Annotated in this window: 19 protein-coding genes and 5 pseudogenes; 5 read left to right on the forward strand and 19 right to left on the reverse strand. The window is 42.8% G+C overall.

All coding sequences use genetic code 11. From position 1 onward, the window contains the following. Positions 1-11: 11 nt before the first annotated feature. On the reverse strand, positions 12-1,469 hold the full coding sequence (locus FNL97_RS15750; RefSeq protein WP_143416133.1) for a type I restriction-modification system subunit M: 1,458 nt from the start codon (positions 1,467-1,469) through the stop codon (positions 12-14). Between the two features lie 400 nt (positions 1,470-1,869). Here FNL97_RS15750 and FNL97_RS18085 point away from each other — a divergent pair, with 400 nt between their 5' ends. Next, positions 1,870-2,013: a hypothetical protein gene (locus tag FNL97_RS18085; RefSeq protein ID WP_171699403.1), complete on the forward strand. Its 144-nt coding sequence runs from the start codon at positions 1,870-1,872 to the stop codon at positions 2,011-2,013. A gap of 25 nt (positions 2,014-2,038) precedes the next feature. Here the strand turns inward: FNL97_RS18085 and rlmD are convergent, their stop codons facing one another. The 13 genes and pseudogenes from rlmD to FNL97_RS15815 all read right to left on the reverse strand — a co-directional run bounded on the left by rlmD (position 2,039) and on the right by FNL97_RS15815 (position 13,680). Next, a complete protein-coding gene (gene rlmD / locus FNL97_RS15755; protein WP_143416134.1) occupies positions 2,039-3,418 on the reverse strand; it encodes a 23S rRNA (uracil(1939)-C(5))-methyltransferase RlmD in 1,380 nt (459 codons plus the stop codon). A gap of 212 nt (positions 3,419-3,630) precedes the next feature. Then, a pseudogene (locus tag FNL97_RS15760) lies at positions 3,631-4,542 on the reverse strand (diacylglycerol kinase). Between the two features lie 202 nt (positions 4,543-4,744). Continuing rightward, positions 4,745-5,656 carry a hypothetical protein gene (locus FNL97_RS15765; RefSeq protein WP_143416135.1) on the reverse strand — a complete coding sequence of 304 codons (912 nt, stop codon included), beginning with the start codon at positions 5,654-5,656 and terminating at the stop codon, positions 4,745-4,747. Then, positions 5,653-6,726: a hypothetical protein gene (locus tag FNL97_RS15770; RefSeq protein WP_143416136.1), complete on the reverse strand. Its 1,074-nt coding sequence runs from the start codon at positions 6,724-6,726 to the stop codon at positions 5,653-5,655. Before FNL97_RS15770 ends, FNL97_RS15765 begins: the two co-directional genes overlap by 4 nt. Beyond that, on the reverse strand, positions 6,723-7,175 hold the full coding sequence (locus tag FNL97_RS15775; protein ID WP_062679307.1) for an anti-sigma factor: 453 nt from the start codon (positions 7,173-7,175) through the stop codon (positions 6,723-6,725). Before FNL97_RS15775 ends, FNL97_RS15770 begins: the two co-directional genes overlap by 4 nt. Then, on the reverse strand, positions 7,172-7,735 hold the full coding sequence (locus FNL97_RS15780) for a sigma-70 family RNA polymerase sigma factor (protein ID WP_062679306.1): 564 nt from the start codon (positions 7,733-7,735) through the stop codon (positions 7,172-7,174). Before FNL97_RS15780 ends, FNL97_RS15775 begins: the two co-directional genes overlap by 4 nt. A gap of 438 nt (positions 7,736-8,173) precedes the next feature. Beyond that, positions 8,174-8,395 (reverse strand): annotated as a pseudogene (locus tag FNL97_RS15785) (S1C family serine protease); the annotation flags it as partial. Further along, a pseudogene (locus tag FNL97_RS15790) lies at positions 8,394-8,552 on the reverse strand (TRAM domain-containing protein); the annotation flags it as partial. The pseudogenes FNL97_RS15790 and FNL97_RS15785, both read right to left, overlap by 2 nt. 64 nt (positions 8,553-8,616) lie before the next feature. Next, entirely contained in the window at positions 8,617-9,543 is a 927-nt protein-coding gene (locus FNL97_RS15795; protein ID WP_143416137.1) for a diacylglycerol kinase, read from the reverse strand. A gap of 121 nt (positions 9,544-9,664) precedes the next feature. Beyond that, the gene (gene floT, locus FNL97_RS15800; protein ID WP_143416138.1) at positions 9,665-11,188 is read right to left on the reverse strand and encodes a flotillin lipid rafts scaffold protein FloT; all 1,524 of its coding nucleotides are present in this window, start codon (positions 11,186-11,188) and stop codon (positions 9,665-9,667) included. Continuing rightward, on the reverse strand, positions 11,188-11,745 hold the full coding sequence (locus tag FNL97_RS15805) for an NfeD family membrane protein (RefSeq protein WP_143416139.1): 558 nt from the start codon (positions 11,743-11,745) through the stop codon (positions 11,188-11,190). The genes floT and FNL97_RS15805 overlap by 1 nt, the downstream gene beginning before the upstream one ends. Before the next feature lie 226 nt (positions 11,746-11,971). Further along, positions 11,972-13,195, reverse strand: a complete 1,224-nt coding sequence (locus FNL97_RS15810; protein ID WP_205729503.1) for a S1C family serine protease — start codon at positions 13,193-13,195, stop codon at positions 11,972-11,974. A 41-nt stretch (positions 13,196-13,236) separates the two neighbouring features. Beyond that, entirely contained in the window at positions 13,237-13,680 is a 444-nt protein-coding gene (locus FNL97_RS15815) for a PepSY domain-containing protein (protein ID WP_143416140.1), read from the reverse strand. A gap of 151 nt (positions 13,681-13,831) precedes the next feature. Here FNL97_RS15815 and FNL97_RS15820 point away from each other — a divergent pair, with 151 nt between their 5' ends. From FNL97_RS15820 to FNL97_RS15830, 4 genes and pseudogenes are all read left to right on the forward strand, one after another. After that, positions 13,832-14,494, forward strand: coding sequence for a response regulator transcription factor (locus FNL97_RS15820; protein ID WP_143416141.1), 663 nt, complete (start codon positions 13,832-13,834; stop codon positions 14,492-14,494). After that, positions 14,484-15,860: a sensor histidine kinase gene (locus FNL97_RS15825; protein ID WP_143416142.1), complete on the forward strand. Its 1,377-nt coding sequence runs from the start codon at positions 14,484-14,486 to the stop codon at positions 15,858-15,860. The genes FNL97_RS15820 and FNL97_RS15825 overlap by 11 nt, the downstream gene beginning before the upstream one ends. A 204-nt stretch (positions 15,861-16,064) precedes the next feature. Next, the gene (locus FNL97_RS18585) at positions 16,065-16,217 is read left to right on the forward strand and encodes a hypothetical protein (RefSeq protein ID WP_286173406.1); all 153 of its coding nucleotides are present in this window, start codon (positions 16,065-16,067) and stop codon (positions 16,215-16,217) included. 15 nt (positions 16,218-16,232) lie between these two features. After that, positions 16,233-16,847 (forward strand): annotated as a pseudogene (locus FNL97_RS15830) (MFS transporter); the annotation flags it as partial. Positions 16,848-16,939: 92 nt separating this feature from the next. Here FNL97_RS15830 and FNL97_RS15835 read toward each other — a convergent pair. The 5 genes and pseudogenes from FNL97_RS15835 to FNL97_RS15855 form a co-directional block, all read right to left on the reverse strand. Then, positions 16,940-17,323: a hypothetical protein gene (locus FNL97_RS15835; protein WP_205729476.1), complete on the reverse strand. Its 384-nt coding sequence runs from the start codon at positions 17,321-17,323 to the stop codon at positions 16,940-16,942. Positions 17,324-17,411: 88 nt separating this feature from the next. Further along, on the reverse strand, positions 17,412-18,659 hold the full coding sequence (locus FNL97_RS15840) for an RNA-guided endonuclease InsQ/TnpB family protein (protein WP_143416143.1): 1,248 nt from the start codon (positions 18,657-18,659) through the stop codon (positions 17,412-17,414). Positions 18,660-18,792: 133 nt separating this feature from the next. Next, positions 18,793-18,990: pseudogene (locus FNL97_RS15845) on the reverse strand (site-2 protease family protein); the annotation flags it as partial. Positions 18,991-19,010: 20 nt separating this feature from the next. Beyond that, a complete protein-coding gene (locus FNL97_RS15850) occupies positions 19,011-20,084 on the reverse strand; it encodes an ABC transporter substrate-binding protein (RefSeq protein ID WP_143416145.1) in 1,074 nt (357 codons plus the stop codon). Further along, positions 20,081-20,887, reverse strand: coding sequence for an ABC transporter permease (locus tag FNL97_RS15855; protein ID WP_143416146.1), 807 nt, complete (start codon positions 20,885-20,887; stop codon positions 20,081-20,083). The genes FNL97_RS15850 and FNL97_RS15855 overlap by 4 nt, the downstream gene beginning before the upstream one ends. Positions 20,888-20,893 lie beyond the last annotated feature (6 nt).

A 20,893-nucleotide genomic window follows, 5' to 3' on the forward strand; every position in this document is an offset into this window, starting at 1 on the left:
AGAACTTCACACTACCCTCTAATCATCTTTTTCAACTCTTGTAATCCTTGCATAATCTCTTTTTCCAATGTTTCCACTCTTTCAAGTATCACACTTGGCGCTTCATACTGTACCTCTTCATACTCAATCTCTTTATATTTGTTAATCGAAAGGTCATAGTCGTTTTCACGAATTTCTTCCACCGGCACAAAGAACGACTGCTCCGTGCGTTTCCGTTCTTTCTCTGCTTCACGGTTATGGAAGCGGGCAATGATGTCCGGGATGTCGTTTTCTTCAATCGGGGTGCGCTTGTCGTCCAATGAATAGCCGTCCGCTTTCATATCATAGAACCATACTTGATCCGTACCGCCGACTCCCGTTTTCGTAAAAATCATAATCGCTGTCGATACGCCCGCGTATGGTTTAAATACGCCGCTTGGCATGGAAATAATTGCTTCTAATTTATGATTTTCCACAATTTCTTTGCGGATGTCTTTATGCGCCTTCGAGCTGCCGAACAATACCCCGTCCGGCACAATGCACGCGCAACGTCCGCCCGTTTTTAAAATGCGTAAGAATAATGCCAAAAATAAAAGTTCGGTTTTCTTTGTCTTTACAACTTTTAACAAATCATTTGAAACTGCATCATAATCTAATGAACCTTTAAAAGGCGGATTGGCAAGGACAAGAGTGTATTTGTCCTTATCTTTGTTTTGTTCCGACAAGGAGTCGCGATATTCGATATTCGGATTTTCAATGCCGTGAAGCATCATGTTCATCGCACCGATGCGCAACATCGTGCGGTCCATGTCAAAACCGTAGAACATATGGTTATTAAAATGCTCTTTTAAACTTTGCACTAAAAATAAGTCACTGCGATGTTTGCGCAAATATTCGCCCGCCGCGACTAAAAAACCTGCGGAACCTGCGGCTGGGTCGACAATAATATCTTCCGGTGTTGGTTTGACTAACTCTACCATCATATTGATAATATGACGCGGTGTACGGAATTGCCCGTTCGTGCCTGCGGTCGCGATTTTGGATAGCAAATATTCATATAAATCCCCTTGTAAATCGCGGTCTTTCAGCGGGAGCTTATCAATGCCGTCCACAATTTTGGAAAGCATTTGCGGCGTAGGAATCATAAAAATCGCATCGCTCATATACTTGGCATATGCGGAATTTTTATTACCATGCAAGCTTTTAATAAAAGGAAATACTTCCTTAGATACGATTTCATACATTTGTGAAGCTTCTAGATTTTTAAACTTGCTCCAACGCAAGTGTTGTTTATCTTCAGGAAAGATTCGTTCAAACCCAATTCCTAATAAAGCAGCCTCTTGTTCTCTTTGAGTTTCTGCTTCATCGAGTCCTTTAATAAATAAAAGGTATGTAAATTGTTCAATGACCGTCAGCGGGTTCGTAATTCCGCCCGTCCAAAACGTTTCCCATATTTTATCGACTTTGTTCTTTAATTCTCCAGTAATCATATAGCTGCCTCCTTATTATTTCCAAACTTAATTATACATAGTTTTATCGGCGTTAGAAACTTTGATTTCGCTGGATTCAATTAACTATCAAAAAAGGAAAATAATGATACCTAGACAGGCAATTAACCGAATAATGAATTTGCTCGATGGGTAAAAAACTGAAAAATGAAACCACCAATTTTTTTAGAAAAACCCTTAAAATATAAAAAAACAAAGATATAATGTATTCAAAATTAATCCTTAGAAAGATCTCCAAACAAAAAATTAAATACTGACTCCGTAACTCGACAAAAAGCGAAAACCGCAGAGGTTACTAAGCCACTTAATGTATGTGGATGTGGCTGGGTACTCTGCGGTTTTTATTTTTAGACTTACCTTTAAATGAAAGGAGCCAACTATCATGAAGAAACAATTAAATTCTATAGAACGCATTTATAGTGACCCTAAAGTAACCTTTTCTGAACTTATTAAATCCATTATTGAAATTAAAGCGGATAGAACTCCAAAAATTTTTTACCGATTCTCCGCTCCAAAAATTGAATAAAGCAGGAAACAAAAGCGTTTCCTGCTTAATTTTCTCTCAAAACGATCTGCGAGACACACTCAACGTGCGCAGTATGCGGAAACATATCGACCGGCTGCACTTCGATCGTTTGATAGCCGCCGTCTTCTAATATACGCAAATCGCGGGCGAGTGTGGCAGGGTTGCAGGACACATACACAACGCGCTTTGGTTTCATGGCGATGATCGTTTGCAAAAGCGTTTCATCGCAGCCTTTGCGAGGCGGGTCGACAACGATACAGTCCGCGCGGATGCCTTGTTCGTACCATTTCGGAATGACTGCTTCCGCCTCGCCGACGGCAAATTCGACATTGGTGATGCCGTTTAATTCAGCATTGCGTTTTGCATCTTCAATCGCTTCCGGCACCACTTCGACGCCGTATACTTTTTTCGCTTTTTTTGCTAAAAACAACGAAATCGTGCCGATGCCGCAGTAGGCGTCAATGACCGTTTCTTCTCCCGTTAATTGCGCGTATTCCAACGCTTTTTCATACAGCACTTTCGTCTGTTCGGGATTGACTTGATAGAAAGAACGTGCCGAGATCGCGAATTTAATGTCACCGATGTAATCGTAAATGTATTCGGCTCCCCACAATACTTTCGTCTCGTCACCCATAATGACATTCGTCTTTTTCGGGTTAATGTTTTGAATAATCGACTTTACATTTGGCACGGAGTCAATAATTTCCTGCACAATTTTCTTTTTGTGCGGCAACTCTTCCGTGCGGGTAATAAGGACGACCATCACTTCTTTTGTCACTGCCCCGTAACGCGCCATAATATGGCGGAGAACGCCTTTATGCGCCACCTCATTATAGGCAGGCACCTTATATTTTTCACAAATCTTTTTCACTGTCTGCACGACGACATCATTCATCTCTTGCTGGATGAGACAGGCATCCATATCGATAATTTCATGGCTGCGCTCTTGGTAAAAGCCAGCGACAAGCCCGCCTTCGCGCTCGCCGACAGGCACTTGTGCCTTATTGCGATAGCGCCACGGGTCTTTCATGCCGATGACAGGATGAACGATGACATTTTCCAATTTCCCGATGCGTGCCATCACTTCTTTGACATGTTTCTGTTTTGCCCGAAGCTGCCCTTCGTAGCTTAAGTGCTGCAGCTGGCAGCCGCCGCATTGCTTGTAAATCGGACACAGAGGCGCGACGCGGTCCGGGCTTTGCTCATACAACTCGATGAGGCGTCCGTATCCATATCCTTTTTTCACTTTAATGACTTTGATTTTCGCTTTTTCCCCCGGAAGGCCGTTTTTGACAAAAATCGGGAATCCATCGATTTTCGCAACGCCTAACCCGTCATGCGTCAAATCTTCAAAAGTGACGTCATAGTATTCATTTTTCGCAACTGGAGCTTCTACTTTTGTCATCGTTCCTACTTCCTTTTCGTGAAAATGCTGCAATGATTGTATCATACAATCGCTTCGGACACAAAAAGAGAACAGGTCACAGCACTGTTACCATATAGGGTGCCCGAGGCTGACCAAAAGCAAAGTGTCAGACCCCGCAACATCATATATCGTGAAATGGATGTGAGGTCAGACACTTATCAGGCAGCTCCAGCACCACTATGTGCTCCGCGCTAATATCCTGCTCTCATTTGTTCTGCTTTTTCCTTTGGTACAAATACTTCAAGATGTTGATACAAGTTGACGAACTCGCCAGGCAACAGTCCGCCGTACTCGCCATCTAAATTAAGCTGGATTTTGTTTGGCGAGGTGACTTTAATGCGGTTCGCCTTCGTACAAATTAAATGCGGATCGTTAATGTGCGCACCTCTTGCGGCAAGCGTGGCAATACGGATAAATTCCGCAAGATTTGTTTTCTTTAAAATAATTAAATCAAACATGCCGTCATTCAACGAGGAGTCTGGCGCCAACTTTTCAAAACCGCCGACAGAATTCGTCAGCGAAGCTAAAAACAGCATAATTTCGCCTTCATACACCTTGCCGTCATACTCAATGCGCGCCTCTGTCGCTTTAATCGATGGCAGCATTTCAATTCCTTTTAAATAATACGCCAGCTGACCGAGCATCGTTTTTAATTTGCTCGGCACTTCATACGTTAACTCGGTTAAACGGCCGCCTCCGGCAATGTTAATAAAGTAACGCGTCTTTCCTTCATTCGTCACACAGCCGATATCAATCGGCACCGCTTCACCGTTAATAATGATATCGCATGCTCCTTCAATTGTGCGCAGAACACCAACCGCCCGGGCAAAATCGTTCGTCATGCCAACCGGGATAATGCCAAGCTTCGGACGATATGTTTGATTGGCAATTCCATTCACTACTTCGTTAATCGTCCCATCTCCGCCGGCAGCGATAACAAGGTCAAATTTGCGCTCGACCACTGCCCGTTCCGCCTTTGTCGCATCCCCCGCTCCCGTTGTCGCATGACAAGACGTTTCATAACCGGCTTGTTCCAGCTGAATTAATACATCGGGCTAATGCTTTTTAAACAACTCACGTCCTGATGTTGGATTGTAAATAATTCTTCGCTCTTTTCATATCCCCATCATCCTATTTGCCCAAAGATTAAATAAATACATATTTTCCACTATTTAACATTATAAAAAAGGCTGTTGCAATTTTTTCGTCTTTAAAAAGGAAAGATGTTATAGCTGAAATATTATATCAAAAACGGACAAAAGCTTTCATTAAAAATACGCTGACACCTCGGTGGTTCTTAGTTACTTAATTTGACACATGCACCGCTGCATGCTGTGAATCAAAAACATAAATATGATGAGTTCCGTCCCCTAATTGAACCTTGCCTTTAAACGTTTGCTCCGGCAACGTTTTTTCTGTCTCTCTGCTTTCTCTTTGCCACGCGATATTTCCGTCTTCTAAACTCTCACGCGTCACAGCTGTTACGAGAATATCTGTATTTTTATCAAGGCTAATCTGAACATCCTCCGCTTTTGAAACAGTCCAATTGGCGGCAAGCTTCCGCGGATAAAGAAGCACTGAATTATAGTTCCCGCGTACTTCGAGCGAAAGATGCTGCGGAATAACGACAGTCGGGGTCATCGCGTTCACCGTATGAAACAGTCCTTCCTTCCGCGGCATTTCTTTTATAGTAATATACATCGTATCCCCGACAATATTCATCGCAACATAATCTTCCTGCTTTTTGATGTCGTTGGCTGAAAGAGATTGGTATGTTCCAAAGATTTGAATTTCACTGTTGCTGCCTCCTTCAATCACAATCGGTTGGCTCCCTGTTTGTAAGACAATTCTCTTCATCTCAGGCGAAACAGACTGCCGGACATTCGGCAGGTGAAAGACTTTCGTTTCTGCACTAACGACCGTGCGAATTTCTTGCCATATTCCTGTTGATGAAAGCAATACAAATAAAATGGCTACCGAACCGAGCACCCCGATAAAGATGATGCTCAAAAAATCATATTTGATCAATGTATTTTCCTGCTTCGAAAAATAAAGATACACAAGAATTTCAGCGCCAAGCAACACTAAGAGAAACGGCCACCAGCTCGCAAAAATGTCTGCAGCTCCCATTCCTTCCCATTGAGAAATAAACAACACGATGCCAAGCAAAATAAGGGAGGCGCCCATTGACACCGTCCCAACGCGCCATTTTCTCATTTCCTCTCCTCTCCTTTCTTCTCTTTACTGCCTAAAAGCAGCTTGAAGCCGCCGCCAATTAACAAAATGCAAACGATCGTTGTTTGGAAAAATTGATTGTACCAGTAATAAATATCGATTTGTAATAGCTTTGATAGATGCGAAGCAAATGCTGGAAGCAGGATGCTGTCAAGCAAATAATAAAGACCTAACAACAATAATCCGAATCCAACCCATCTTTGATGATTGATAAAGTAGGAAACGATCGGCTGATCCTCAAGCTCTTCTTCGCCATACTTCGACGCCTTCTGCAATGCGTCAAAAAAGCTGTAAAACCAAATGAGCGGAATAAGGAAGAAAAAGGCAGACAGTCTTAACACATCCATCACATAAATCGCCAGCAAAAAGGCGGCCATTAACTGCAAGCCTCTGCGCTGTAATCCTAAGTACATATGACCCGCACCCGGAAAAATCGAAAGGAGAGTCGCAAGTGTTTTGCTTTTCCTTCCATCCTCGCGTTTCGCTTCAAAATCTTCGAAAATCGTTCGATCGACCAGTGACTCGCCGTTTTGTTTTCGATTGAGCTGTTGAACAATATCAAACATGTTGTAAATCCAAACGATCGGCAAAATTCCTAAAAAAACTAAGAAGCTGCCTTCATGCAGCAATACCGTTACAAAAAATATCATGATCATAAGCCCAAAGAAGCTGATTAATAACGTTAACCCTCGGTTCATCAAGCCGAGCTGGAAATGCCCGAGCCCGGGAATGAAGGAAAGAAGAATAGTGTAAAACTTCTCGTTGTCCTGATTTGCCTGTAAACCCTCTCCTTGGACAAGTGTATGCTCCGGCTGTCTTTTGATGAGTGTAAGAATCATATCTAAAATACTGATCAACCAAATCAATAAAGAAAAGAGGACGATCGCCAGCGGTTCACTATTATATGTCAAAAAGACAAGACCGACCGCGAGCACAATCGGCGCAAAAAAGGAAAAGCTATAAAACACTCCCCTTGCTTTTTTATTTAAATAAAAATGCCCAGCACCAGGGATAAATGATAAAAAGAACGCAACTAACGAATTTTTGTTCATCGATTATTCACTTCCTCCTTTTGATTTACCTTTAGCCAATCGAGAAATGATAATGTTTTATCCATCCATTGTTCCGTATAGGCCGGCCTGTTTCCTGATAAATCTGTTCCAACAACGCCGGCATTTGTGACTAATTGAAAAATTCCCGAAGACATAAACCCAATCGTAATCGCAGCGGCAATTCCGTAATGAAGCAATTTTTGCTTCGTCTGTGTCTGCTTCGTACGCTTTGGCTTTTTATATTGTTCAACTTGTGCAAGGATGACATCGGCTGAAACAGCTTCATCGGAAGGATTCGGCAAGTCGGAAGCATTTTCTTCAATGAGCTCCATATATACCGCTAAGCATTGATCACAACTATAAAGGTGGCTCTCCATTTCCTCTCTTTTTTCCTCTGGCAGTACATCACAAATGAACTGCCGCCATTCTTCGTTCGTGTAATGACTCATTGAAAATCCTCCTCCCTCCAATGCTTTCTTAGCCAGCTGCGTGCTCTGTAAAGCTTTGTCTCGACCGTTTTCACTTCGACATTTTGTTCTTTCGCAATTTGTTGATACGATTTTTCATCTATGTAATAAGCGTAAATAACATCTCGATAGTTAAGCGGAATTTCCTCAAGACGTTGGCGGATTCGCTCTCGCTCCTCTTTTTTCATAACCGAAACTTCAACCCTTTCATCGGCTTCGGCCTCAATGGACTCCATTACTTCTTCACGCTGCCGCTGCATTTTCCGCTTGACATCAATCGCGTAGTTCACAGCAATGCGCGTCATCCATGTTTTAAAGCCTTGTGACTGATATCGGGGGAGTGAAAAATAAATCCGCACAAATACTTCCTGCGTAACATCCTCGGCATCTTTTTCGTTGCGAATAATCGAGTACACCGTTTTAAATAAATAATTGCGGTATTTCTCGATTAACAGGCGAAATGCATGCTCGTCTCCTTTCCTTGCTTTCGCGATTAATGCTTCGTCCTGAATCTCACTCTCCCCCTTTCTATCTGTCTTCACTTATATAGACGAAATCATTAGCCGTTTGCCCTACACTTTTTTGTAATTTTTTCTGTGAAAATAATGAATCCATGAGCGGTTATTTTCATGCTTGGGTGGCGAGTAAAAGCTTACTCATGGATGTTTTTTGTGTCAATTTTTGTGAAATAAAAAAACGCCTAGGAAACAGGCGCCCCATCTTTTTCTCCTTAAAACCAAACCAATCGTTCGTTCAGTAAATTTCTACCTTTTGGGTAACAACATAAACGCAAAATAAGTAAAAATAGCGAATAAGAGACTGAATCCAAATAGTATGCTTCCAGCAATGAGAAAGCTATGAATATAACTTTCTAATATGATATGATAACGCTCCGTACTCGCTCCGCCTTGCTTTGCTACCCATGAGTCTGCCATGTTTTAAGAGAAAAACATGATTCACCAATAGTCGAGAATCGCTGCTGAAAAATCGCTTACATTCCGCAATCCTACCCCAAGATAGGTCCGTTTCACTTCTCCGTATTGCAATAAATCTTCCACAATAGGCTTCACATCTTCACTCGGAATCGCAAAACCTAATCCCTCTACACCATCTTCTGAAATTTTGAGACTATTAATTCCAACAACTTGTCCAGCGCTATTAATCAATGCTCCGCCACTGTTTCCCAGGTTAATCGCTACATCGATTTACTTTGATAACTTTCACTTTCGCTTTTTCACCGGGCAAACCGTTTGGAACGAAAATTGGAAAACCATCGATTTTCGCCACCCCTGCCCCGTCGTGCGTTAAATCTTCAAATACGACGTCATAATATTCGTTTTTTGCTACTGGTGTTTCCATTTGTCTTTCCCCTTCCGCGAAATGCTGTCAAGATTGTAGCATAGTCGAACAAAAAAGAACAGGTTCACTCCCCTGTTCTCATTTGCTCAGCTTTTTCTTTCGGAACAAATACGTTCATATGGCGATATAAGTTAACAAATTCGCCCGGAAGCATGCCGCCATACTCGCCGTCTAAATTTAACTGCATGTTGTTTGGCGAAGTGACTTTAATGCGGTTTGCTTTCGTGTAAATGAGGTGCGGATCGTTAATATGCTCCCCGCGCGCCGCGAGCGTCACTAATCGGATAAATTCCGCCAAATTCGTTTTCTTTAAAATAATTAAATCAAACATGCCATCATTCAATGAAGAATCAGGCGCTAACTTTTCAAAGCCTCCGACAGAGTTGGTGAGCGATACTAAAAAGAGCATAATTTCTCCTTCAAACACTTTTCCGTCATATTCAATGCGCGCCTCTGTCGCTTTAATCGATGGCAGCATCTCAATACCTTTTAAATAGTAGGCAAGCTGACCGAGCATTGTTTTTAATTTGCTTGGCACCTCATAGGTTAGTTCTGTTAAACGGCCGCCGCCCGCAATATTAATAAAATAGCGGGTTTTTCCTTCATTTGTTACGGAGCCGATATCGATCGGAACGGCTTCTCCATTGGCGATAATGTCGCATGCCCTTTCAATCGAACGCGGCACGCCGATGGCGCGGGCGAAATCGTTCGTCGTCCCGACCGGAATAATGCCAAGCTTTGGACGATAATCTTGATCGGCAATCCCGTTGACGACTTCGTTGATTGTTCCGTCCCCGCCGGCAGCTACCACTAAATCAAATTCGCGCTCAACCGCTTTGCGGGCCGCTTCGGTCGCGTCTCCCGCTCCTTCCGTCGCATGGCAAGATGTTTCATAACCTGCTTTTTCTAATTTTACTAACACATCTGGCAAATGTTTTTTAAATATTTCTCGACCTGACGTTGGATTGTAAATGATCCTTGCACGCTTCATCGTTTCATCATCCTACTTTATTAATGTCAATTCCACTATTTAACATAATAGCGGAATTGCCCAGCAGTTGCAACGATGACGTCTTTCCATCAAGAAAGGGCTGATCTCTCAGCCCTTTTCATTATTGCCCTGCTGTTTTCCGTTGCTCCACCGCGTCTTCACTCTCTTGGATACTTGGCGGTTCCACATTTCCTTTTGCCGCAAAGTTTTCTAGCAATTGTTTCACATCGATCCCCGTGGAAGCTTTCAATGTTTCCTGCAGGCTGGCCATTAAATTGGTCGCATAGCCGGTAATGCGGTTCGCACCGCCGTTTGTGCTATTAGAACCCGTATCGACAATCGTAATTTTATCGATATTCGCAAGCGGACTTGCCACTTGTTTCGCGTATTCTGGAAGCATTTTGATAATCATATCGAGAATCGCCGCTTGACCATACCGTTCGAACGCTTCGGCGATTTTTTGTTTCGCTTCCGCTTCGGCCAATCCTTTCAAGCGGATAATTTCTGCTTCTGCTTCCCCTTTTGCTTTTTCCGCTTCTGCCTTAGCAAGCCCGTCAAGCCGGATTCGTTCTGCCTCCGCTTTTGCCATCGCTTCGACGCGGTATTTTTGAGCGTCCGCTTCCGCCATTAACTTCGCCTTTTCCGCCGCTGCGGCCTGCTCAATCGCATAACGTTCGGCGTCCGCTTTTTTCTTCACTTCCGAATCATATTGCCGTTCACGGCGCAAAATTTCTTTTTCTTCGAGCTCGATTTGTTTTTGCCGCTCGATAATTTTAATTTGCATTTGTTGTTCCGTAACTTCTTGTTTTGCTTTCGCTTCTTCTAAATGATAAGCCTGATCGGCTCGCGCTTTCGCGATATCTTGTTCACGACGGAATTCCGCTAATTTCAACTGATTAATTTTTTCTGCTTCCGCGATTTCCGTCAAGCGCTCTAGCTCCGCTTTGCGCGCTTCTTTATCCGCTTCCGCGCGTTTAATGCGCGTTTCTTTTTCCGCTTCAGCTGTCGCGATGTCGGCGTCGCGTTTCACTTGAGCAATGCGAGGTTTTCCTAATGCATCTAAATAACCGTTTTTATCGCGCACATCTTTAATGGTAAACGATACGATGACAAGGCCCATTTTCGCTAAATCTTGTGAAGCGACACGCTGCACTTCTTGTGAAAACTTGTCGCGGTTTTTATAAATTTCCTCGACCGTCATCGAACCGAGAATCGAGCGAAGATGGCCTTCCAATACTTCTTTCGCTTCATTTTCCATATCCTGGCGAGTTTTTCCTAAAAATTGCTCCGCCGCTGTAGCAATCTCGCCAATGGAACTGCCTACTTTAATGATCGCCACGCCATCCGCCATGACGGGAACGCCTTGTTCCGTATAAACTTCCGGCGTCTGTACATCTAGTTTAATAGAAAGAAGGCTAAGCGGCTCCGCCTGCTGGAAAATCGGCAGTACAAACGTCCCGCCGCCGCGGACAATTTTAATTTTATTTCCTGATTCATCGACATGCACATTTTTGCTTCCTAAATAACTTCCTGTCACAATGAGTGCTTCATCTGGTCCGACAGTGCGATAACGAAGCATAAAAATAGCTACTAATCCGATAAGAAGCAGTACGACAACGCCGATAACAATTAACATTGGCGTCATTAAGCATATCCCCCTTTATATAATGATGAAATATAATATGGATCGTGCTTCGCCACAACAGCGATGCCGTTTTCCATTTTCACGATAATCACTTCCGTCCCTGAGGCGATTTCTTCGTTGTCCATGCTTTTTGCTGGTTTCGAAATCGCTCCGCTCTTCCGCTGCAACAAAATCTCTCCAAACCCATCGGACGGTACAGTTACAATCACTTTCGCAAGCGACCCTTCCAAGTCCGTTTCCGAATAATTCAGTGATGTTTCCGCAGAACGGAGCGGAATAAATACGAAAAAGTGCAAAAGCAAGACGACAATGACAGCAATTCCTGCGCTAATCAAAACGATGAGCGCGCTAGACATCCCTGTATATCGTTCGAACAAAAAACCGGACGCACTTCCAACGGTAAAAAATGATAAAATAAGCTGTGGGCTGAACCATGGATGGTCCGGCATCTCAAAGATGCCGTCGATCATATCGCTTAGCAAAATATATAATAACGTCAAACTGCCGCTTACAATAAGCACACCCAAATACACTGTTTCTAGTGGATATCCGAACAATCCCCGCACCCTCTTTCCGCCATCGTCTATTTAATTATACGAAATGACGCGCGTTTCCGTTTCATTACTTTTCAGATGGATATTATATTTTTTCGACATTTCCCTACATATTTCCTTCTTTTTTCCAAAACAAAGGCACCGTTTCACAGCGTGAATCAGATCAGCCTCCTTTTCCAATATAAACAACTAGCCCTTCTGAATGGATCATTCAGAAGGGCTAGTTATCTCATTGACTCCGCTCGCTCAGTTGCAATGACACGGTCTTCTTTCTTCCATCCCTCCAAAGCTCTATTTGCACACGCTCTCCGATTTTCGTTTTCGTGTACAAATATTTCCGCAGTGCAGCGACACTATCCACTTTTTCTCCATTGACTGCCACAATGACATCTTTCGTCTGAATTCCTGCATCCGCCGCCGGAGAGAACGGTTCTACTGCTGTTACAGCCGCTCCTGTGGCAACACCGCTTGGCAAGTGCAGCTGTTCTTTTCGCACCGAATCAGAAAGATCGGCCACATCAACTAATTGTACACCGATATATGGGCGTTTTATTTTTCCGTATTGCATCAACTGCTCGACAATCGGTTTTACATCTTCGCTTGGAATCGCAAATCCTAATCCTTCCACTCCGGTTTGAGAAATTTTTAAGCTATTAATTCCCACCACTTGTCCGGCGCTATTAATTAATGCACCACCGCTGTTTCCCGGGTTAATCGCGGCATCTGTTTGAATAACGTTTAGCTCCCATTCCCCGGCAGAAGTAGAAACGGACATCGTGCGTTTTCCGCTGACAATTCCTTCTGTCACCGTTCTCGATAAATCTAAGCCGAGCGGATTGCCGATTGCCGCGACTTGTTCCCCTATGCGCAGCTTCGAAGAATCACCAAAGACTGCTACTTTTTTGACATGACTGCCATCAATTTTTAATACCGCTAAATCGGTTAACGGATCGACGCCGACGATTTCCGCTTTTACTCTTTTCCCATCGGCAAGCGACACTTCTACTTTATTCGCTCCTTCAATGACATGGTTGTTTGTTACGATGTATGCTGTATTTCCGTCTTTTTTGAAAATGACTCCCGAACCAGTTCCTGCTTCTTGATCTTGGACACTATCGGAGAAAAAGTCCGCCTGTTTTTGAATGTTGACCACTCCAACGACCGCGTCCGTGACATTTTCAATTGCCGCAACCATGTCATTATTAGACGTACTTTTCGTCGGTTGAAGAGGAAGCGCCTCCTTAGAAGTGTTTGTTTCTTTCATTTCTTTCGTATCTTTCGTTTCCTCCGTTGACGGTGAATGAGAATGAAGCCCAATCATTGGAGCTGCATACAACGTAATCCCGCTTCCAATGACTGCCCCTATGATCGAAGCGGCAACCCATGAAAAAAAGCGGCTTTTTTTACGTGGCTGTTCAGGTGGAAGTAGTTGTTCATATGGCGGTATGTTCATATGATCCATCATCCATTTCCCCTTTCTTTCATTTTTTATCGTCATTCTTGTTCGATTACCATACGCAATGCACGTTTTTTTCTGCTGTTTTTCTGTGCTATAAGCAGACGAATAGATAAATAAATTCCTGATAACGTCAACAAAATGATGCCAATAGCAGCGATCTCAATCGCCCACCTTACATCCAATTCCCCAATCCTTCCCTCATGCAGGCCTCGAATGATGCCAGCTAATGACTGGAATGACCCTCCTGCTTCCCGTCCTTTTTCTTCCATCCACCTGCTTTCAGGAAGTCCCTGCATATTTTCTGATGACGATGATGGGACAGAATTCCCACCTGGAAGAATCAGCGCGTGATGTTCGCCTCTTTCTTGTTGACCAATAAGCCAAGGCTCTGCCAGCAAAAGCCCTGTTACTGCCTCCACCAGTAAGAAAATAGATGTAATCAATCCGATCCATAAATGTGCTTGTCTTACTCGTTTCACTATTCATTCCTCCTTCTGTCTTGTCAAAAAACAGTGTAAAAAGCAAAGGTGAAAATAGGGTGAAAAATTACCCATTTTCATTTATTTTTCACGGTCATTTGTTATGATTGTTCATAAGAGAGACGGGGAAAATAGAAAGGAAGGAAACGAGATGAAAATTCTTCTCGCAGAAGATGATCTCTATTTAGGCGAATTAATCGTGCATATGTTAAAGAAAAAAGGCGTGGATCAAATCGATTGGGTGCAAGAAGGGGAAGACGCGTACGACTATGCTCTCTCCTCCTTTTACGATGTGCTGATTCTTGACTGGATGTTGCCGAACGGAGATGGAGTGGAAATTTGCAAACGGCTGCGGAAAAACGGTTACGCTGGCGCCATTCTCATGTTAACCGCAAAAGATGCCGTCCAAGACCGTGTTGAAGGATTAGAAGCCGGTGCGGACGATTATCTCGTCAAACCGTTTGAAATTGATGAATTAATGGCCCGCCTAAAAGCGCTCGCACGGCGCACGTTTGTCCCGCTTCAGGAAGAAACCGTACACTTTCATGACTTTGTTTTAAATCGAACAAGCCATACCCTTTACCACGGTAATGAAGAAATCTATTTAACCCCACGCGAATTTCAAGTATTGGACCTTCTTCTGCAAAACCAAGGGCATGTCGTGCCGCGCGAAACGATCCTTGACCGCGTATGGGGATGGGATGCAGATGTTTCCATGAAAACGATCGATGCGACGATTAAATTGCTGCGGAAAAAATTAAAAGGGGAGATCATTCAAACCGTGCGCGGGGTGGGATATAAAATTGACAAGTAAATGGAACGCTTTCTTATTGAAGATAAAAAACACCGATATGTTTCACCGAACGCAATGGCGCCTGACGGCATTATATAGCGGTATTTTAATGGTGTTTCTGACATTATTCATCGCGATCGCCTGCTTCCTGTTTTATATGATTGTCACAAACGACCAAGAGCGGCGGATTGCCAGTCTCGCCAATCAGGAAAGAAAAGCGATTGAACAATTTTTGATCAAACAAAGCGATTTCGATTTGATGAATGAGGAAAACGTTGTGTTTTTAAGCGAAGACCAATTCTTTTTTTATGTCGTCGGCACCGACGGCGAGCTTCTCATGGGCGATGAAGTGAACAAAAGAATGCGGCCGTTTCTATTAGAAGCGCTGCAAAATGCCGCGCTAAACGAAAATGAACTAACCTATATTAAAGTAAATTTTCCTGCCCATATGCATCCATTTTCCCGTTTTCATTCCCATGAGTTAAAGCTATTAACTGCCGCTCGTCCAATCGTCGTTCGCGGCCATTTGATCGGCATGTTATATATCGGCATGGATGTGACTTCGTTTTCTAACGTATTTCAATGGTTATTAATCGTTTTGGTCGGTCTTGCCATTTTATTTATCGGCGTTGCTTTGTTGTTAAGCTACTTCATGTCAAAACGGGCGCTCGTTCCTATTCAGGAAGCGTATCATCGCCAGCGGCAATTTGTTGCTGATGCCTCCCATGAACTGCGGACGCCGCTTAGCGTCATTTTTTCTTCTGTCGAAGCATTAGAGATGGAAGAAGAACTAACTAAAAATGAATTTACGCAAAAACTGCTGAATCGGCTTCGGGAAGAAATAAAACGAATGACAAAATTAATGAACGATTTATTGACGCTCGCCCGTGCTGATTCGGAACATGCCTCGCTGCAATTAGTTAAAGAAACGTTTGATTTTCGACCACATGCGGAACGAACATTGCATTTACTGGGAGAATTAGCGTCGAAAAAAAATATTCGCATGGACTTTCATTCTCCTGAATCTGTCATCATTACCGCCGACGCCGATAAGCTGACGCAGCTGTTATACATCTTGCTGGATAATGCGATCAAATACACTCCGAACGGCGGAGAAGTAACGTTAAGTCTTCGTGTCGAACCGTTCAAACAACAACGAATGCTCACCATCTCCGTCAAAGATACCGGAATCGGCATTCCCCCTGAATCACTTGACCGCATTTTCGACCGCTTCTATCGCGTCGATAAAGCACGTTCACGCCAGCAAGGCGGTCACGGACTCGGTTTGTCCATCGCCAAATGGATTGTCGACGCTCATGGCGGAAACATTCACGTACAAAGCGAAGTCGGCAAAGGATCGGAATTTATCGTAAAAATCCCTTGCTAAAATGCTTTCCATTACGGAAAGCATTTTTTATACTTTTTCACCTAATTTTCTCTTTTCTTTTTTACAATGCAAACTGTACAGAGGAAGGAACAAAGGCGATGTTCACTTGTTCGTCTCTTTGCCATCCTCCCTTGTAAGCGGCCCAAATGCCACCATACAAGCGCATGTTTACTTTATGACGGAAAGGAGGGGGCTTTCTTTAAAATGAATAACGATCATTCTTCTTCAACTACATTGACATCGCGGCGTATTTACTGGATTGTAGCTGGAATTACCTTCTTAACATTATTAGTTTCAGCAGGCGTACGTTCTACTCCCGGTGTTCTCATCGTTCCTTTTGAGCTATCGTTTGGATAAACCCGTGCAGAAGTTACGTTTCCTTTGGCTATCAATATAGCACTATATGGTCTTTGCGGACCATTTGCAGCAGCGTTTATGGAACGATATGGCGTAAAACGAATGATGCTCATTGCCCTATCGTTGTTAGTGATAGGTACGGGGCTTTCTGTATGGATGAAAACGACATGGCAGATGACATTGTTATGGGGATTTTTAGTAGGATTCGGGGCAGGGTTAACTTCCTCTGTTTTAGGATCTGTAATAGCAAATCATTGGTTCAAAGAGAAGCGCGGATTGATTGTAGGCGTGTTTTCCGCCAGTGGAGCAGCAGGACAACTTGTTTTTTTACCTTTATTCGCAAAAATTATCTCATCTTACAACTGGCAAACAGTTGTCCTCGTTACATCCTTGGCAGCGCTGATTACGATATTGTTTGTAGGATTGTTTATGCATGATCAACCTAGTGATGTAGGGCTTCTTCCGTATGGTGCAACAGAGCCGGTTGAAACGGCAGCTACTCCCCATGCGAATCCTTTCCTTTCTGCACTAAATGGATTGAAAATAGGAGTTCGCTCCAAAGATTTTTATATTTATTGTCGCGGGTATCCTTTGTGTAACAGCAGCCGGGTTTGTTCTTCAAATACATAGTAGAGAGAAGAACTCGACTGCCCAATCCGTATAATGTTGTAAGCAAAAATGAGGGTGACCCAAAAAGAACTAAAGGGCCACCCTTGATTTTATTACGAAATGAGCGACTGATTGGCATCCATAATCTGTTGTCCATACGCCGTTAACACGGCAAGAACGACCGCAAGCGCAAGGTATAAACATAGCCATATCCATTTCGTTTTCGCCTCGGCGCGATAGTAAACGGTTTTCTTTTCTATTTCCTTTTCGCTCTCTTTGATTTCTTTTTCGGCCGCATCAATGAAATCAAAAACAGCTTGTTCCTGAATCGCGCTCCGCTGTATTGTTTCTAGGAACTGACTATATTTTTCCACATATCGCTCCAAGCGGTACTTTTGCAGTTTTTGCTCATCTTGGAAAATGGGGATGTACCATGTTTTTCCTCGCCGCAGCTCCATCTCTTTGCGTTCGATCTCATCTTCCCAATGCCAATACATTTCTTGCCGTTCCTCTTCTGGTGAACTACCCCCACTTAATTTTCTAGCGAAAATTTGAAGTGGGGGCTTCCAAAGAAGTTTGACTGCTTCAAGCAATCCTTATTCTTTGAGGCGTGTCCACTTCGCCGCTAGAGCATAAGACACTCAGGTCTACAGCTTTACTTTTCTTTAAGATGTTTAATGCACCATTGACATCAGCATTAATTAGTTTGCCAGACTTTGTTCGATACAAGCCGCGCTTAATACGTTTGCCGCTGAACTTATATTCTTTTGGATTGTCGGCATTATATTCAGGAATCTCATCGCCGTCAAAAAAGCTGGCTTGAGACGTATATGATTCTTCCTGTTTCAAGAATTCAATGCCGTAAAATTTACAAAGATATTCTAGTTTTTCTTTTATGTTACCGAGAGGAATATTGACAAAGTTTTGATTTGTCTTTTTTCCTAGATTAATATTGCGTTGCCATGTTTCCGCATAGCCAATGACAAGTTTGCCAATTTGATTTTCAATACAGTAGTTAATGATGTAACGGCAAGTCTTGTTGATATAATCATTCACTTTATTATTGCGATTCATAGCAAGCAAAGCCTGTTTACGAGTGGTGCCTTTGATTTTTTGCTTATCTTTTATGCTTTGAAGTCTGGCATTTTCTTTGTTAAACCATTGATTAATACTTTTTAATCTCCGCCCATCAATGATGAATGATCTGCCGTCTGATGTGACACAAGTGGCAAGATTATTCACTCCTAAATCAATCGCCAGTGCTTTTTGGTCATTTAATTCTCTTTGATCTTCAGGCATTTCATATTTGTACTGAATCTCAAAGAACCTGGCATGATGTTTAGGAATGATTTCAATCTGCTTAATCTTTTTGTCCAGTAACACAGGCGGAATCGTTATCGTGATAGGCTTATGAGTCTTTTTATACAGATTCGAATACGGTATCGTGAATTTGTTGCCGTCTATACGAATTTGACCAATGATTAGTGAATGAAAGCCATCTTTTTTAAGATATTTTGGGATACTGATAGCCTTGTAGTCATATTTGCCTTGTTTGGCTAGTTTTACTAAGCCAAAGAAAGATTTAAAAGCCTCATTAACCTTTTTTAAAATTTGCTGTGCCATGTTGCTGTTCAACAGCTTATAGTTTTCGTTCGTTTTTGCAAGATGATAGTTTTTCTCATAATTAAGAAATTCCTTGTGTTCAAAATAGTATTGTCTGACATTGTACAATCCGACGTTGTACATGTTCTTGGCAATATGGCACAGTTCTCGAAGAGTCAAGTATTCTTCTTTGGTCAAACCATTTAGCTGTTGTTTGATACAAAAATACATTTTTTCACCTCCCATCTAACTATATGATACTATATTTTACTGAATCTATCCTATTTTCAGCAAAATATAATTAAGGCGATTCCTCTCCCACTTACTCCGCTTCGCTTCGTTGAAGTGGGAGTCTTCTCGCCTAATTAAGATAAAGCAAATACACGAGCGCCACCGCAAACTTCCATCCGTATACAAGCGCATATGCGCCGATCGAAATAAATAAGGAAATGAGAGAACTGAATTTTAAAAACTTAAAAATCGCCAGCACCCACTTCAGTTTTCCTGCCAGAAACAAAACAACAGTCAAAAACGCAAGCCACGCCTTTTTAAACTGCTTCAATTCTCTCAGTCTCCCTTTCCTTATTTCCGATGCATTTTAAACTGCAAAAACAGTTCATTATAATACGCCAACATCCGCTTGCCTAAATTCTCGTACACTTCCAAATTCCCGATCGAGTGAAAGTCCGGATAAAACCGTTTATCTTCCGTAATCTCTTTTGGCATATAATCCAGCGCCTTCTCATTTGGCGTCGAATAGCCGACATACTCCGCGTTTTGCGCAGCGTTTTTCGGATCAAGCATAAAGTTAATAAATTGATGTGCTCCTTCGATATTTTTCGCGGTTTTCGGAATCACCATATTATCGAACCATAAATTTGATCCTTCTTTCGGCACAACATAATCGAGCTTGTCATTTTCCGCAATGATCTCCGCCGCATCACCTGACCAAACAACCCCGATTGCCGCTTCTTCATTCACCAAAAGCATTTTAATCTCATCACCGACAATCGCTTTGACGTTCGGGGTGAGGCGGTCCAGCTTTTCCTTCGCTTCCTGCAAGTGTTTCTTATTCGTGTCATTTAGCGAATAATGCAGACTGTTGAGCCCCATGCCAATCACTTCACGCGCGCCGTCAACCAACAAAATTTGATTGCGCAGATCCTTGTCCCATAAATCGTTCCAGCTCGTGATTTTTTTTCCGCCAAGCATTTCCGGATTATAGACGATGCCGACCGTCCCCCAAAAATACGGGACGGAATACTTGTTGCCTGGATCAAATGATAAATTCAAAAAGCGCGGATTGATATATTTTAAATTCGGCAGTTTTGAATGGTCGAGCGGAATAAGCAATCCATCTTCTTTCATTTTACTGATCGCATATTCAGAAGGAACGGCAACATCAAACGTCGTACCGCCTTGGGCAATTTTCGCCATCATCGCTTCATTGGAATCAAACGTTTGGTAGATGACTTTTATGCCCGTCTGCTTTTCGAACTTTTTAATAAGCTCAGGATCGATGTAATCGCCCCAGTTATACACTGTCAACGTATTTTCTCCAGAATATCCTTCCGCTTTATTCAGCTGGGAAGATACGTAAAGCAGTACAAACGAGGCGAAAAAAACGGCCGCAAACAATGATATAAGCTTTCTCATTTTCGTCGCCCCCTCATTCCGTATAAGGAGCTGCTTTTCTGGCTAATAAAGTAGTAGCCAATCACCAGCACAACCGTAAACAAAAATAACAATGTCGATAATGCGTTAATCGACAGCGAAATACCTTGGCGCGCCCGTGAGTAAATTTCCACCGATAGTGTCGAAAAACCGTTGCCTGTCACAAAAAACGTCACTGCGAAGTCATCAAGCGAATACGTCAATGCCATGAAAAAACCAGCGAAAATACCAGGGGTAATAAACGGCAATATTACTTTCGTCAGCACATCCCATTGATTCGCCCCTAAATCGCGAGCCGCATCAATTAGTGTCGGACTCATTTCCTGCAATTTTGGAAGCACCATCAACACGACGATCGGAACGCTAAACGCGATATGCGACAGCAGCACCGATGTAAAACCGAGCTGAATGCCGATAATCGTAAACAAAATGAGAAATGAGGCGCCGATAATGACATCGGGGCTGACGATCAAGACGTTATTCAACGTTAAAAGCAGCTGTTTTATTTGCCGCTTTTTCACATAATAAATCGCGAGCGCTCCCAACACGCCAAGAATGGTGGAAACCGCCGCAGACAAAAGGGCAATCGTCAGTGTATTTAACACGATAATCCATAAACGGGTATCACCGATCACCTCTTTATACCATTCCAGCGTAAACCCTTCGAAATTATGCATCGTTCCGCCGCTATTAAACGAATAGTAAATTAAATAAATAATCGGGGCGTACAAAATGAGAAACACGAACACTAAATACGCGTTCGCCCACTTTTTATTGCCTCGCATCGCCTC

The organism is Geobacillus sp. E263, assembly GCF_007197795.1.
GTDB lineage: Bacteria > Bacillota > Bacilli > Bacillales > Anoxybacillaceae > Parageobacillus_B > Parageobacillus_B toebii.